Annotated in this window: 14 protein-coding genes and 1 pseudogene; 6 read left to right on the top strand and 9 right to left on the bottom strand. The window is 48.8% G+C overall.

Translation table 11 applies throughout. The features are described 5' to 3' along the window. The first annotated feature begins 696 nt into the window (after positions 1-696). Together mgtA and F3I21_RS10000 are read left to right on the top strand one after the other, a co-directional pair. A complete protein-coding gene (gene mgtA, locus F3I21_RS10005; protein ID WP_150058789.1) occupies positions 697-3,420 on the top strand; it encodes a magnesium-translocating P-type ATPase in 2,724 nt (907 codons plus the stop codon). Positions 3,421-3,579: 159 nt separating this feature from the next. Next, positions 3,580-4,257 (top strand): SDR family oxidoreductase, encoded by a 678-nt coding sequence (locus F3I21_RS10000; protein WP_058776469.1) that lies wholly within the window; start codon positions 3,580-3,582, stop codon positions 4,255-4,257. 37 nt (positions 4,258-4,294) lie between these two features. Here F3I21_RS10000 and F3I21_RS09995 read toward each other — a convergent pair whose 3' ends face one another. From F3I21_RS09995 to F3I21_RS09975, 5 genes are all read right to left on the bottom strand, one after another. After that, positions 4,295-4,951: an epoxyqueuosine reductase QueH gene (locus F3I21_RS09995; RefSeq protein ID WP_031279356.1), complete on the bottom strand. Its 657-nt coding sequence runs from the start codon at positions 4,949-4,951 to the stop codon at positions 4,295-4,297. A 209-nt stretch (positions 4,952-5,160) separates the two neighbouring features. Next, positions 5,161-5,346, bottom strand: a complete 186-nt coding sequence (locus F3I21_RS09990; protein WP_021506487.1) for a YegP family protein — start codon at positions 5,344-5,346, stop codon at positions 5,161-5,163. Positions 5,347-5,537: 191 nt separating this feature from the next. Beyond that, positions 5,538-6,005: a hypothetical protein gene (locus F3I21_RS09985; RefSeq protein WP_223815653.1), complete on the bottom strand. Its 468-nt coding sequence runs from the start codon at positions 6,003-6,005 to the stop codon at positions 5,538-5,540. A gap of 157 nt (positions 6,006-6,162) precedes the next feature. Beyond that, positions 6,163-6,516 carry a hypothetical protein gene (locus F3I21_RS09980; RefSeq protein WP_021506488.1) on the bottom strand — a complete coding sequence of 118 codons (354 nt, stop codon included), beginning with the start codon at positions 6,514-6,516 and terminating at the stop codon, positions 6,163-6,165. Positions 6,517-6,800: 284 nt separating this feature from the next. Then, entirely contained in the window at positions 6,801-7,712 is a 912-nt protein-coding gene (locus F3I21_RS09975; RefSeq protein WP_150058806.1) for an AraC family transcriptional regulator, read from the bottom strand. A 230-nt stretch (positions 7,713-7,942) separates the two neighbouring features. Here F3I21_RS09975 and F3I21_RS09970 point away from each other — a divergent pair, with 230 nt between their 5' ends. The 4 genes from F3I21_RS09970 to F3I21_RS09955 all read left to right on the top strand — a co-directional run bounded on the left by F3I21_RS09970 (position 7,943) and on the right by F3I21_RS09955 (position 10,212). Further along, positions 7,943-8,698, top strand: coding sequence for an SDR family NAD(P)-dependent oxidoreductase (locus F3I21_RS09970; protein ID WP_150058788.1), 756 nt, complete (start codon positions 7,943-7,945; stop codon positions 8,696-8,698). A 68-nt stretch (positions 8,699-8,766) separates the two neighbouring features. Then, positions 8,767-9,195: a tautomerase family protein gene (locus F3I21_RS09965; RefSeq protein WP_150058787.1), complete on the top strand. Its 429-nt coding sequence runs from the start codon at positions 8,767-8,769 to the stop codon at positions 9,193-9,195. A 265-nt stretch (positions 9,196-9,460) separates the two neighbouring features. Next, positions 9,461-9,919: an STM2901 family protein gene (locus F3I21_RS09960; protein WP_058758258.1), complete on the top strand. Its 459-nt coding sequence runs from the start codon at positions 9,461-9,463 to the stop codon at positions 9,917-9,919. Continuing rightward, positions 9,913-10,212, top strand: a complete 300-nt coding sequence (locus tag F3I21_RS09955) for a DUF1493 family protein (RefSeq protein ID WP_150058786.1) — start codon at positions 9,913-9,915, stop codon at positions 10,210-10,212. Before F3I21_RS09960 ends, F3I21_RS09955 begins: the two co-directional genes overlap by 7 nt. Before the next feature lie 562 nt (positions 10,213-10,774). Here F3I21_RS09955 and F3I21_RS09950 read toward each other — a convergent pair. From F3I21_RS09950 to F3I21_RS09935, 4 genes and pseudogenes are all read right to left on the bottom strand, one after another. Further along, a complete protein-coding gene (locus F3I21_RS09950) occupies positions 10,775-11,479 on the bottom strand; it encodes a hypothetical protein (RefSeq protein ID WP_150058785.1) in 705 nt (234 codons plus the stop codon). 599 nt (positions 11,480-12,078) lie between these two features. Next, a complete protein-coding gene (locus F3I21_RS09945) occupies positions 12,079-12,921 on the bottom strand; it encodes a hypothetical protein (RefSeq protein WP_150058784.1) in 843 nt (280 codons plus the stop codon). Next, positions 12,900-14,009, bottom strand: a complete 1,110-nt coding sequence (locus F3I21_RS09940; protein WP_150058783.1) for a hypothetical protein — start codon at positions 14,007-14,009, stop codon at positions 12,900-12,902. The genes F3I21_RS09945 and F3I21_RS09940 overlap by 22 nt, the downstream gene beginning before the upstream one ends. Before the next feature lie 115 nt (positions 14,010-14,124). Beyond that, positions 14,125-15,204: pseudogene (locus F3I21_RS09935) on the bottom strand (integrase arm-type DNA-binding domain-containing protein); the annotation flags it as partial. Positions 15,205-15,290 lie beyond the last annotated feature (86 nt).

Below are 15,290 nucleotides of genomic sequence, written 5' to 3'. Positions count from 1 at the left end.
AATAGTCAATTTATGGCTATGCATATGCCGTAAGGTTCTAAGCGGTGCGCTTCAGTTATAAGCAAGAGGGCGTAACGCGGTCGGATTAATCTGACGCACCTTATTCCCGCGCGCTTTATCAACCAAATCGCAACGAAAATTAAATCAACCTGAACCCCGGAATAATTAACTTTACTTCGCTTTTCGCCCTCCTATAATAGCCGCAACTTCACGCAGGAGAATTCAGTTGGACAGTCACCCTTATCGATGGCAATACAAGGCAAGCTGACGCGCGAATTCTTTTGTCGCTGCTTGCCAACATGGCGGGCAGCAATCCTCACCTGTTTCTGATGATTGTTCCCTGATAATGACACCACAGCGGGCTGATGCCCGTGGGAATAGCATCATGCACATGATTTTAAACGCACTTTTTCCTCCGCCTCGATACGCGCGCTGATCTTCAGCGTGCTGAGCTTCCCTGCGCGTTAAGCCGCTTCAGGCTGCTGCTGCGCGCAGCGTTATCCAGGATTATGTTATTTCACTCGTTATTCAGCGAGCGACTTTCTTCGCCCATTATTTCCGGGAGGTAATATGGAAATTCCCGACAGGTTATTTTTAATTTAATCCGGTCACGCCGTGACAATTAATGTTTTCGACTTGTGCGCCTGGCGCGCAGGGATCGTTATTGCCGTAAAAAAATAAACGAGGAGTGTCATCATGACTGACATGAAACTCAACCAGGAAAAAAAAGCCTGGAACACCGTGCGTCCGGCACGTCAGAAAACCGCACGCTATCTGATTGAAGACGAAGCCGCTTTTACCGCCGACGAAACGCTGCTGCGCCTGCGCAGCGATGCGCTGGGGCTGGTCGAACGCGAAGCGGAAGCGCGGCTGCAGATTTATGGTCGCAATCAGGTGGAGCATGATAAAGCGCCACCGGCGCTGGTGCAGCTGATTCAGGCTTTCAATAATCCGTTCATCTATGTGCTGCTGGCGCTGGCGCTGGTGAGCTTTTTCACCGACTACTGGATGCCGCTGCGCCATGGCGAGGAGACCGATCTGACCGGTGTCATCATCATTGTGACGATGGTAACGCTCAGCGGTTTGCTGCGCTTCTGGCAGGAGTTTCGCACCAACAAAGCGGCACAGGCGCTGAAATCGATGGTGCGCACCACCGCCACCGTGCTGCGCCGGGAATCGGTACAGCAGGCGCCGCAGAAACAGGAAGTGGACATCACCAGCCTGGTGCCCGGCGACATCATTTATCTCTCTGCGGGCGATTTGGTGCCAGCCGATGTGCGGCTGCTCGACTCACGCGATCTGTTTATCAGCCAGGCGATTCTGACCGGCGAATCGCTGCCGGTGGAGAAATATGACGTTACCGGCCACGTGGCCAGCAAACAGGCCAGCGCCAGCGATAAAGATGCATCGTTGCTGGAACTGGGCAGCGTATGTCTGATGGGCACTAACGTCTCCAGCGGCAGCGCCAAAGCGGTGGTGGTGGCGACCGGCGGGGAAACTTACTTCGGCAGCCTGGCGAAATCGATTGTTGGTAACCGCACACAAACCGCTTTCGATCGCGGCGTGAACAGCGTCAGCTGGCTGCTGATTCGTTTCATGCTGGTGATGGTGCCGGTGGTGCTGCTGATTAACGGCCTGACCAAAGGCGACTGGCTGGATGCTTCGCTGTTCGCGCTGGCGGTGGCGGTGGGGCTGACGCCGGAAATGCTGCCGATGATTGTCAGCTCGAATCTGGCCAAAGGGGCGATTGCCATGTCGCGCCGTAAGGTGATCGTCAAACGCCTGAACGCGATCCAGAACCTCGGCGCCATGGACATTCTGTGTACCGACAAAACCGGCACGCTGACGCAGGACAACATCATCCTGGAGCATCATCTCGACTGTGCCGGGGTAGAGAACTCGCGCGTCCTGATGCTGAGCTGGCTCAACAGCCATTACCAGAGCGGCACGCCTAACCTGATGGATCGCGCCATCCTGCGCTACGGCAAAGGACGCATCAGCGCGGACATGAGCGACTACTACAGCAAAGTGGATGAGCTGCCGTTTGATTTTGTGCGTCGGCGCGTTTCAGTGGTGGTGCGTGACCGCCGCCTCAACCAGCAGATGCTGATCTGTAAGGGCGCGGTCGAGGAGATGCTGAGCATTGCCAGCGCCGAACGCGAAGGCAAACTGATTCAGCCGCTCAATGAAACCCGTCGCGCGGAGCTGCTGGCGCTGGCGCATCAGTACAATCAGCAGGGCTTCCGCGTACTGCTGGTGGCCAGCCGCGCGCTGGCGGAGCCGGGCCTGCAACAGGCGCTCAGCGTCGCGGATGAGCAGGGACTGACCATTGAAGGGCTGCTGACCTTCCTCGATCCGCCGAAGGAAAGCGCGGCGAAGGCGATTACCGCGCTTAACGAGAACGGCGTAACGGTCAAAGTGCTGACCGGCGATAATCCGGTAGTGACGGCGCGCATCTGCCAGCAGGTGGGCATCGACTGTGGCGAGATCCTCACCGGCGAGGCGATTGCTGCGATGAGCGATGAGCAGCTGGCGCAGGCCGCGGCGCGCAGCTCGGTGTTTGCCAAACTGACGCCGCTGCAGAAGTCACGCATTCTGCGTGCGCTGCAGCAGCAGGGCCACACGGTGGGTTTTCTCGGTGACGGCATCAATGATGCGCCGGCGCTGCGTGACGCCGATGTGGGGATCTCGGTCGACAGCGCGGCGGACATCGCCAAAGAGTCTTCTGACATCATCCTGCTGGAAAAGAATTTAATGGTGCTGGAAGAGGGCGTGATGAAGGGGCGCGAGACGTTTGGCAACATCATCAAGTACCTGAACATGACCGCCAGTTCCAACTTCGGCAATGTGTTCTCGGTGCTGGTGGCGAGCGCGTTCATTCCGTTCCTGCCGATGCTGGCGATTCACCTGCTGATTCAGAACCTGATGTACGATCTGTCACAGCTGGCGCTGCCGTGGGACAAAATGGATCGCGAGTTCCTGCGCAAACCACGCAAATGGGACGCGCGCAACATCAAACGCTTTATGCTGTGGATTGGGCCAACGTCGTCAATTTTTGACATCACCACCTTTGCGCTAATGTGGTACGTGTTCGCGGCGAATACCCCAGCGATGCAGTCGCTGTTCCAGTCCGGCTGGTTTGTGGAAGGGCTGCTGTCGCAGACGCTGGTGGTGCACATGCTGCGCACGCGCAAGATTCCGTTTATCCAGAGCCGCGCGGCGCTGCCGGTGCTGCTGACCACCGCCTGCGTAATGATTGCCGGCATTCTGCTGCCGTTCTCGCCGCTCGGCGCGATGGTCGGCCTGGTGCCGCTGCCATGGAGCTATTTCCCGTGGCTGCTGGCCACGCTGCTCGGCTACTGCCTGGTGGCGCAGGGCATGAAAACGCTGTACATCAAGCGCTTTGGCCAGTGGTTCTGAGTGCAGGAGGCGCGATGAAGCAACGCAACCTGGATAAAACGGTGTGCCACCTGCTGATAATTATGGTGGTCATCGTCGTGCTAACGTTAGTGTTCCGGTAAGGACAACAGGGCAGGGTATCCTGCCCTTTTTCGTGGCACACCAACCAGCGAGAGACAGATGAGCCAACAACAGCGAGCATTGATTATTGGGGCGTCAAAAGGCATTGGCCTGGCCGTGGTGCAGCAACTGCTGCAGGCGGGCTGGCAGGTGACCGCCACCTACCGTTCCACGGCGGTTTCGTTTCAGCATCCGCAGCTGCAGTGGCTGGCGCTGGATATCACCGATGGCGCGCAGCGTGACGCGCTGGTCCGGCAGCTCGGCGACGCACCCTTTGATTGCATCCTGATTAACGCCGGGATTCTCGGTCCGCACGCATCGCAGCTGCGCGACGTGGACGATGCGCAGCTCAGCGAGCTGTTCTTTACCAATGCGGTGGCGCCGGTGCGCCTGGCGGAGAGCCTGCTGCCGCTGCTGCGCGATAAACAGAGCGTGCTGGGCCTGACAACGTCGCGTCTCGCCAGCCTCAACGAGAACCGTGACGCGGCGATGCCGTTCTACTCAGCCAGCAAAGCGGCGCTGAATATGCTGAGCCGCGCGCTGGCGACGCAGATGCACCAGCAGGGCAGCACATTGCTGTCACTGCATCCGGGCTGGGTAAAAACCGACATGGGCGGTGAGGGCGCGGATATCAGCGTCACCGAGAGTGCGCAGGGCATGGTCACGCAGCTGCAGCAGTTTAGCGGGCGTGGCGGCCACCACTACGTGGATTACCGCGGCCAGCTGCTGAACTGGTAATGATTAACCTGCTGGTTAGCGCCAGCAGGTTTTTTTCTTACTCGTCCGGCGAATAGTACTGCACGCCGATTTCGATACGTTCGCGACCGCTCGCCACGCGGTGGCGGTTGGTATCGCGCAGCGAATAGATGCAGCCGCAATACTCCTGCTGATAGAAGCGCTCGCGCTTGCTGATCTCAATCATGCGCGACGAACCGCCACCTTTACGCCAGTTAAACTCCCAGTACAGCATATCCGGATAGCGCGCCGCCGCGCGCACGCCGCAGTCGTTGATTTGCTGCATATTCTTCCAGCGCGAAATGCCAAGTGAACTGGTGATCACCGGAAAGCCGTGTTCATGCGCGTACAGCGCGGTGCGCTCGAAGCGCATGTCGAAACACATGGTGCAGCGCACGCCGCGCTCCGGCTCCCACTCCATGCCACGCGCACGCTCGAACCAATTGTCTTTGTCGTAATCGGCATCAACAAAAGGCACGCCAAACTGCTCGGCAAAGCGGATGTTCTCCTCTTTGCGCAGCTCGTACTCTTTCAGCGGATGAATGTTCGGGTTGTAGAAGAAGATGGTGTAATCGATGCCGGAAGCCAGCATCGCTTCCATCACTTCTCCCGAGCAGGGAGCGCAGCAGGAGTGCAGCAGCACTTTATTATGGCCATTGGGCAAGGGCAGCGGCTGGCGTTGAAATGTATCGGACATAAAGTTAATTAATGGTTAAGGGCGATGCGGCAAGTGTAGGGGCAAAGGCCGTCCGATGCAAAGCGCCGGTGGCGTTTTAGGGGGACTGTGGTACTGCGTGGTACCCGCTTGCCGGAGATGCTTAGCGGCGCGATTGATCGCGTAATACATTGCGCCGCTTGCAGGGTCAATGACCCACCTTCGCGCATCACTGCGCAGGCTGCGCGAGGTCAGGTCTCATCGTGAATGGTGGTCGACGCACCGTTCTGCTGCACCGAGCGGATGCCGTTTTCCGCCGCCTGTTTTGAGCTGTACATCTCGCTGGTGGCGATGGTTTCGCCGTTGCTGGCTTTAAGCACAAACCAGTATTTCTGCGACAATGCTGTATCACTTTTTCTCAGTACGTAATATCCCATGTGCTTTCTCCTTGTGCCGGCACCCGATGGCCGGTTCGCTTACTATTCGCGCAGCCTGCTTATTAATCAATCGCTGATTAGGAATTTGCCCGAATCCAGGAGCGGGATCGCAGCGTTTTGTATTAATCCGGTTGCTGGCAGGCACAAAAAAGGCCGCATTGCGGCCTTATGGGGTAATGAGTTCGTGTCTATCACGCGGGTAAAGCCGTGATGTTCATGAATCGGGTAAATGCTTTACTGCGGGAGACACCTTTCGGATCGCTGAAAAATGGCAGCTGGAATTTCGGTGATTCTTCCAGTTTCAGGCCCCAGATATAATCACCGATAAAACGAAACTGAAGTGAATGGTCACTGATATGCAATTGCTCAAATGTGCCGGAGTTATACTCATTGCCAATAGTGACAATTTCCTGAATGCCCTGAGAGGAATCAATTAGCACAATAGTCAGTGATTCCTCGTAGAGCACATCATCCGTGACAAACAGCACATAGCGGTTATCAGTAACTTTGACTGCTGCCTCAAGGATTTTTCCGGGGATGATTATGCCGGTAGAACTACCACTGAGTAATACCTCTGATTTCGCCTGTTCGCGGTCCGTTGCGTGTTGCACCTCAACCAAAGATACATCATTAACTATTTGCATCAGCGCCAAATCCATCCCATTTGCTATGCCGCGAGAGCAGCTCCTGCGAATGAAATTTAACTAAGTTCGCTGCGGATTAATATGCTTATGATGTAAAAAACGCCTGATGCAGTGCACCAGGCGTTTTTTAATCAAATGAATGCAGAGCAATCGCTATCTACATCAGAAGAAATTACTCAGAGACTTTCTTCTTCAGATCGCTGGCACCTTCTTTGGTTTTGTTCCAGCCTTTCTGCGCGCCTTCTTTGGTGGCGTCCCAACCTTTTTCAGTACCTTCTTTGGTGCTGTTCCAGGCTTTCTGCGAGTTTTCGCTCGCTTTGCTGGTCAGGCTATCGCTTTTACCTTCGGCAGCATGTTTGGCTTTGAGCTGCTGCTCTTCACCCTGATGCTGCGCCTGATGCAGTTTCTCTTTCGCCGTATTGGCGCCCGCTTTGGCGTCAGCGACGGTTTCATCGGTTGCGTGTGTGGCGGCAAACGCCGTAGAAGTCAGAAGAATGGCGGATAACGCAATAATCGTCTTTTTCATAATATATTCCCTCATTAAGCATCATAAGTGTTATGAGCGTAGTTAAGAGTGGCACAGAGCGCAACGCAGGGCATTAGGAATAAACTGTAAGTGAATCGTACCGTTTCTGTGGGCGTTTCTGGCATAAATGCGCAGCAGGGAGAGACGCTTTCGCGAGCTGTCGATCGTAACGGTTGATTGAAGGTAAAGCAGTCAGCGTCGGCGTCGTTCGGGTGAGCAGATGCAATCGGCTGGGTTCGTCATCTGCCGGAATATACGTCCCGGCAGCGACAGACTCGAATAATTTATTGCCTCATAGGCTCACCGGACAGGACTGAACGCTCGAGTGCGCGGGTTTCCCGAATATTCCGGGCTGGCGGTGAACCAAACAGCCGTGAGTATTCACGAGTAAACTGCGTCACGCTCTCATATCCCACCGCGTTAGCAGCAATACCGATCGCTGTCCCTTCCGTCAGCATTAGTCTCCGCGCTTCAAGCAGGCGCAGTTGTTTCTGGAATTGCAGCGGGGTGAGCGTGGTGACATGGCGGAAATGCGTATGAAATACCGAGAGGCTCATACCGGCGGCGTCAGCGAGGGTTTTCATGCGCAGCGGTTGTGCATAATTGGCCCGAATGATCGCGACTGCCCGCGCAATCCGCCGGGCATGGCTGTCAGTGCTGCCGAGGGCGCGCAGCGCGCTGCCGTGTCGTCCTGACAATAGCCAGTAATGTAACTCCCGCACCAACTGGCTGCCCAGCACAGCGAGCGCGCGCGGTCTGCTGAGCATGTTCAGCAGGCGCAAAGCGGCTTCTGCCACATCTTCTTCGATCTGATCAATGCTTACGGGCAAATCCGTGGCAGCCTCCAGTCCGACCATGTTTGCCATCAGTTCGCTAATCACCGCCGCATCCAGTTCCACGACCAGAGAATAATAAGGGGTGTCGGCACTGGCGCTGATAACCTGACTCACGGTTGGCACGTCCATGGTGATCAGCAGGGATTCCCCCGCGCCAAAATCAAAACGATCGCTGCCCATGGTCACGCGTTTACTGCCTTGCAGCACCATTGCAATCAACGGCTTAGTGATAGCGAATTGCAACGCGGTAGGCGCGGTCTCGCGCAGAATGAACACCCCATCCACTGGCGTTGCAGCAACGCCCGCTCCGTTGTGGTGTTCATCAGCGTAGTGTCGTGCCGCCTGCAGCAAAGCCGCCATCCTCCCGGCAGAGTCAAATTCATTGTCTCCTGCAGAGCGTTCCTCATACGAGTGATCACGCTTTTTCATATTATCAGGCAATTAATAAAAAATTTCAGATGCGACCATTCTAGTAAATACGGCATCGAATAAAAATATAAAAATAATCAGGCAATAATTAAAAATTATTGGGCAACCCTGGAAGTTTGTCGATTGTTAGAATCACTCTCCCACTATTGAGGAGATATTTCATGACAACCCTTTCTCTTGTTACTGGCGCCAGCCGGGGTCTTGGCCGTAATACCGCACTGAGCATTGCCCGCCATGGTGGTGATGTCATCGTGACTTATCGTACGGGTAAAGAAGCGGCGGATGCCGTGGTGAATGAAATTCAGGCGCTTGGCCGTAAGGCAGTTGCGCTGCAACTGGACACCAGCAACGTATCGTCCTTCCCGGGTTTCGTCGCCGCCGTGGGCAATATCCTGAAAGGTGACTGGGGACGCGACACGTTCGACCATCTGATCAACAACGCCGGGCATGGGGAAATGGCCGACTTTAGCGCAACCACGGAAGAGCAGTTTGACGCGTTATTTAACGTACACGTCAAAGGGGTGTTTTTTCTGACGCAGTCGCTGCTGCCGCTGCTGGTCGATGGCGGACGCATCGTCAACTTCTCCTCGGGACTGACCCGCGTGTCGTTCCCGGGTTTCTCGGCCTACTCGGCTGCCAAGGGCGCCGTTGAAATACTCTCCGTGTATATGGCGAAAGAACTGGGCAGCCGCGGCATCACCGTGAATACCGTGGCCCCGGGAGCGATTGAGACCGACTTCCTGGGTGGCGCGGTGCGTGACATCCCCGATTACAACCAGGCGTTTGCTGGCATGACCGCGCTGGGTCGCGTGGGCCTGCCTGATGACATCGGTCCGATGATTGCCAGCCTGCTGGGACCGGACAACGGCTGGGTCACCGGTCAGCGTATTGAAGTCTCCGGTGGGCAGTCAATTTAGTTGCTCCACGATGGATTCCGCCCGGTGCGGAATCCATCCTGTTCCCCTGATGCAATAAGAGGTATTTGATGCCTAAAATGATCATTCATGCGCCAGCAGGCACTTTCGATGCGGCTGAGCGTCAACAGGTTGCCAGAGCTCTGACGCAGTTAGGACTTGATTGCGAGGCGCTGCCAGACTCCCCTCTGGTTCGTAGTACGGTATGGACCTACTTTGCCGAATACTCTTCTGATGCCGTCTTTATGGGAGAAAAACCCGCATGGTTGCCGGTTGTGTCCCTTCAGATATATGTCATCAAAGGTGGCCTGGATGAGGATGCAAAGAAGAAGCTGATTAAGGGAGCAACCGCGATTCTGGATCGTCGTCCGTCAGGCACTTCTGTCGCTCCTGTCTATGTGGTGATACAGGAAATCGAAGAAGTAAACTGGGGCATATTTGGTCAGCAGGCCGATTTGGCAGCGCTTCGCGCCAGTGATGAAAACGCTGCGGCGATTTGAATGAAATGTTTTTGATAGGGGTGGCAGGAAAGCTATCAGGGAATGGTGTGAAGATTACAGTGTTGCGGCTATTGAGTATGTCTGATGTTACTTACGCATGCTAAAGGAAAGATGTACATCAATATCAGATGTGATTACCTCAGCTAAGCTGGCTGAGTTGACATTCGGCAGAGCATAAGAAGGTAAGGAATAGAATGAAACAGGAATGGTAATTGCCCGGCCCTGGGTTTAAGATTTGACTCGTATAAAGCGAAAGGAGAAGGTAATGGATACCACCGAACAGCTAAATGGAACGTACTTTTATGGTGGGCTAACAAATCTCAGTGCGGGGGAATTATTCTTCTGGATTATGGTAGACGTAACCGCAGAACATTTCACTGGCGCGAAGGATGTTCTGGCGGCAGCAGCAATTTATAGCGGTCAGAACACTATCACCGTCAGAGGCAAGCTGGGTAGTGCTACGCCCGGCACAAGTTATGCCTCAAAGTATTCAAGGAAACTGCTTAGGGATATTCGGCTCCCTTTCCGCTTACCTACCTGGATTCAAAATCCCGCAAATCCGTTTGAAGTTAAAAGAATAATGACATCAAAGCTTTCGACGTTTGTAGGGCGTGCTATTCCTGTGATTGGCTGGGTGATCCTGGCGGGCGATGTGGCGCAAATAGGTTATCAGTCTATGGTACGTTACAATCGCATTGTTACAGAGGAAGATAAGATATGGTAAGGCAGGATATTGAGCAGGCAGTTTATTCACTTCTGGCCGAGTACAATGGTAGAAGCCTTCTTACCTTTCGACGTTATCCTTTAAAGCATTCTACTGATTTGAATAAAGATTTTCGTATGGATCCTCTTGATGCCTATGAGCTACTTGAAAGGTATTCTGAAAGGTTTGGCATTGATCCCAAATCAATTAATTTTCAGCGATACTTTCCAGATGATTTCAGCGAAGCGCATAAGCCACTTACTGTTCAACTCCTGATCGATTCTGCTGAAGCCGGAAGCTGGCTGGATAGTTAATGGACCATCCGAAGTGGCTTCATTGATATGAGCTTTAGACTCACAATGTTTCGTATTGCCTATTAACTTAACGTTAAATCGCGGATGCGAGGAGGAAGGGGGCGGCCGAGATGAAATTATTTCGGAGAGTCAATGCGCAGTTTGCAAATGGCCTTCAGATGTAAAGACCGCTTTTAAGCTGGCTGAGTATGAATAGGTGGCGCAATACGCCTTTGGTTTTTATCTGGAAATTTCAATTTGTTAGATAGTTAATGGTTCGAGGTGAGATGTACTCTAGTGTGCACTTGTGGTGCTCACCTCAGTCAAGATGACAGAAAGCGACCTGAGCCACTATGCGTAATGTATAGTTATTTGATGCTGCTATTGTCATTGGTCCGCTGTGTTCCACAAGCGAATTTTCTTGATACCATGTGATGGTAAAATTAAGATAATATTTACATCTAAGAATATTCCTCCTGCTGCTATAAAATCAAACACATGTTACTACATGGGTTTTTATAGAATGAATTCGAACTGCCCAAGCTGCTTAATATAAGCAAAAGCCAAGAAGCCGTTTCAAAACCTATTTTGAATCTACTTCTATTAATTCAGGATTGGAACTGAAAATGTCTGTATCTAATGTCGACACTAGACAAGAGTGAGAATCAAGCCGAAGGTACATTTTATCTTTTTTCTTCTCGCCGCAGTCTGACACAAAAGTAGAATCTGCAAGCAAAGCTATTTTGAAAAATGGACCTGATGCATAGGCAATTGAAAAAACAACGGGTAAGGTTATGGGTATAATGTAAAATGAACGCATTGCAAAAAAATAAAATTTTGACTTAATTATTTTATTCTTAACATTTGATGTTATAAAAATAGAGCTTAAAGATAGTATTTGTAGAAGAGTAAGCATAAGAAAACACAAGATAATAATGATTGAAAATACGAGTATGAGTGATAAGGGAAAAGCTAATGCTGCTGGGGAAAACTTTAAGTGTTCCTCTAATGCTCCAGTTTGATAACTAATCAATTTAAGTGAAATTGTGTATGATACAAACCACAGAACAACATTATAAAACTTGATGATAAATGTATTTTTGGCTATTTTAATTATGTCTGGTAATATGGGGCGTATCATGAAAATGCTTATAAAAAAGATTGAAATAAAGCTAATGTATACATGACCAGTATAAAGGAAAAGGCTAATAGCTAACCAAGCTATGAACTCTAAGCACTTTCTCCAACGAGTGTATAACCATTGATAAATTAAAGATCTTGAATGCATGTCTTCTCCTTTTCATATATAAAAATAATTGGATATTAAATGGTGGATTTTTGTTCAACACTACTAAATGTTATTTCGCTAAAATAAGATGTGTCCGGTAGTGATAAAAATAGTCTTAAATCTATTAAAATAGTCTTATGGTAGTTGATATCACTGGACAGATGCGCCTTGTTACTGTGTATCGAGCCATAAGATTATTAATTAAATGAATGATCCATTATCTTTTGTTCGCAACCTTAGCTATTTATTTGCATAGTTTCAATCTTTTAGCCCTCTGACCCTGCTCCGAAATCCTGCTCCATACAGAAATAGAATTTCGAGGCATGGTCACAAACCGACATTACTAACTGAAGGTTGTATCTAATATTGGGGCTGGTATCCGAAGCCTTTTTCTGGCCGGCCGCATTGTAAAGAATATGAATGTATGGCTTTGCAAGCAAAATTATGCATCGTTTTACCTCACTCAGATCATCTAGGGCCCAGAGTGCCCACATTATGTAGTTTCATAATGCGGGTTGGCGTGGCGGGAATAGCATCGCGCGCAAATATAAACTTATAATCTGGACTGTTAGGATAACTCCTTCCTCTTATTCTGAGGGTTATTCATCAAGATCACTCGCATAGTATCGATGTGGTTTTCTATTTTTGTCAATGCGGATATGTCCTTCTCTTTCTAATACCCGGCCTCCCCAAGCAGAAATTTTCTGTCTTGTACAACCAACTGCATCGGCTATTTCACGGGCTGTCATAGCCTCATCAAAAGTTAATTGAGTTATTAGACCCAATATTTTAATTTCAACCTCAGCGAAGTTTCCATGAGTTACTGGAGCATCCTGATGAATAATTTCAATGAGTTTTTCATCATCTTCGAAGCATCTTTTTATTTTTACTTTGATTAGTTCAGCTTCATCATATATTTTATTGCAGGCAGGGCATTTGTAACTTTTGCGTTTTGTCTTGACAAAGTATGGGTCGTACTTAGCTAGAACTTCGTCATAAATAAATCTTATCGGAGTGTAATCATCTTTTTTATTGGCGTATTTAATGTTGTTTTCTAAGCAAACGTCATAATCAATGGCATAAAGGTTATAGCTTCCGCCATGCTTAGAAACTACGTTCTCGGATATAAAGTGCAGCATGAAATTTTCACATAATACATTGAGATAATCTCTCCTAGAAGGATCGATCATCAAATGACTTGCTGCTCTGTCTGGAAATTTATTTTTTTCTTGTAAAGCCTTTTCTATTATTGAATTCCAAATATCCATATTAAATGGTGGTATCAAGCCCTTTTTAGAACTTCCAGTAAATTGTTTTTGATATGTTTTCCTTGCACATGTAATACCATAGTTTATTTCCGACAAACCAATTTTATGGTCTTGCGAATTGGCTCTGGCTTGAATGAAAGCATTTTGAAGTATTATTCCAATAGTCCGGGACACACCAAGGGTTTTCGAGTTATTCGATAGAAAATATCCTCTCTATTTCCCTTGAATATATCGCTAAATTTTAAATTTGGACAAAACTTTTCAATTCTTTTATTGATTAATTGCTCTACGAAAACTTGCATTTTATTAATGCCAGCAATTGCCCCATCAAATCTTTCAACGTATTCATTGAAGTCAAGAGGGATGGCGAAAATATCTCTTCCAATAATTATTTTTTGACCAAAGTCGTACCGATCAGTTATTACGCCGACTTTAAAAAACATACCGATTCTTGAACCTAAAAATGATTTCAATAAAGAGCTGAATTTTTTTTGTGATTCAGGATTAAGGTCTGAATATTCATCTAAAAAGATGTAAATAGCATCAAGCTTTGCTTTGTTTTTTATGTGGCTAATCTTATTCAAGAAATCCTGAACATTCAGGCCTTTTATTTTTGTGTGGCTACTATTAGTCGATTTTTCAACTGAGTCTGTGATGCCTGCACTTATCTCTGCCTTGGTATAATCGGCCTTTGCTGAAAGGGTTGAATCAGTTTTTTGTTTTTGTTGGTTATTTTCTTCTACTTTTCGGCTCGAGCTGATTGTTATACCTTCAACAAGTATCTTCTCTATATAGTCAAGGTCATCTAACGCTGGGTTTTCTTTTTTAAAAAGAATAAGATGTTTTTCATTGTACATCAACGCTAGCTGTTTTTTTAAAGAGTCAATTATTTGTCTAATAAAATGAATTTCTATTAACTCTAGGTCACTAGTTGAGTCAAAGATATCAATGCATGTACTCAGGTCGATAAAAATGGGAAGGACTTTTTTTGTGCCGAGTAAAGAGGTTGTTCCTTTTAGCTCTGGTGATATAGATTTTAAGCACTCATAATAACCACGAAGAAGATTTGTTGTCTTTCCTGTTCCACGACGACCAGATATAAAATTGTCTTGTTTTTGGAGTAAGCCGTTTAATATCCCAAAGTAATCAATGAAATAATCCTCAAGGAGAGATAGTTCCTTAATGTTATCGAGTGAAATATAGTCAGCTCGCAAGATTGAATTAAATGCTGTGCTGATATTGTCTGTATCTAATGCATTCATAATAATAATGGTCCTTCATTAGTTTATTTTCGTATTTAAAATTATTCCCTCCACTATCTCACTAAATGTTTGCGGAGAGTTAAATGATTTTTCGATTTTAGAGTCGTCTAGTCTAATTATTATACGTAAGGGTTAATGCTGCTTCAATGACATCAGCATTAAAAAGCTTCATTCATAGCCGTGCTCGCGATTGCGCGTAAACCATGAACAACTACTATTCTAGTATAACTCAACCGTTTCAAAGCGGCATTACCGGTCTGACTATTAATAGGTTGCTCTGGATCATTTCTACTCGGAAAAACATGTTCACGATGCGCACTGATTGGTTTCATCACTTCCAGAATCTCTAATGCCTGAGGGGATAGAGGCACGATATGCTCACGCTTACCTTCATGCGTTAGGCTGGGATTGTCCAGAGCTTTTCATTAAGAGCGATCTCTTACCAACAAGCACTTGAACCCTAAGAAGGACGTATGAGGATTAGGAGTTGCCACTCACAGACTGCGACTTGAAAACGACAAGTTTGATATAACTAAAGAATGCATCAGTTTGGTCAGGTCTTCCGGTCGTAGCGTTGGCATATTCTCTTTTTTGAGTCTCTCAAAAGCCATATCGACGCTAGAAGTAGGATTCGCATCTATCAGAGCAGTGGACGGAATGGATCATGATCTCGTTGATGCGCTGTACTAACTGGCGCACCGTTTCAAGAGCCCCCGCGAGCTTTTATCGGCTCCAATCCTTGAATGATCGTTCTAGCCTTGATGCCTGTATAGCATTTCACCAATCATTGGGAAATTGTCTTTCTCTAGCGATCGCCAAATATCCTTCGCATAATCCTCAGTAACGCTTTTGCTTTTAAGCAGGAACCATCTCCCGGCCACAACCGAAAAATGCTATCCAGTTCTATTTGTCGCTGCTCACTAACTTCCTCTTACTGCTTCTGCGGTGCGATTCCTTGCGCAAGCATCGAAAGATATTGGCCACGCATTTGGCGTGCGACAGCGAGCGTTAAGGCAGGGTAAGAGCCAAGACTAAGATTTGTGCGACTGCTGCTATTTGGTCGCTGGTAGCGAAAACGCCACAGCTTCTTACCGGATGTTTTGACGAGCATGAAAAGGCAGTCACCATCATGCAGCGTGAAGTCTTTCTCTTGAGGCTTAGCTTTGAAAATTTCGTTATTTGTGAGAATGGGCATCCATGGCCGGACTGATTTCCGTCCATAACTGGTACACGTTTTGGCCCACATTATAGCGTGTACCAATTATCTCTGGATTCAGGCGG

Source organism: Pantoea sp. B_9 (genome assembly GCF_008632015.1).
GTDB lineage: Bacteria > Pseudomonadota > Gammaproteobacteria > Enterobacterales > Enterobacteriaceae > Pantoea > Pantoea dispersa.
The sequence above is the reverse complement of the archived record's forward strand: the minus strand, read 5'-3'. Positions and strand labels throughout refer to the sequence as shown.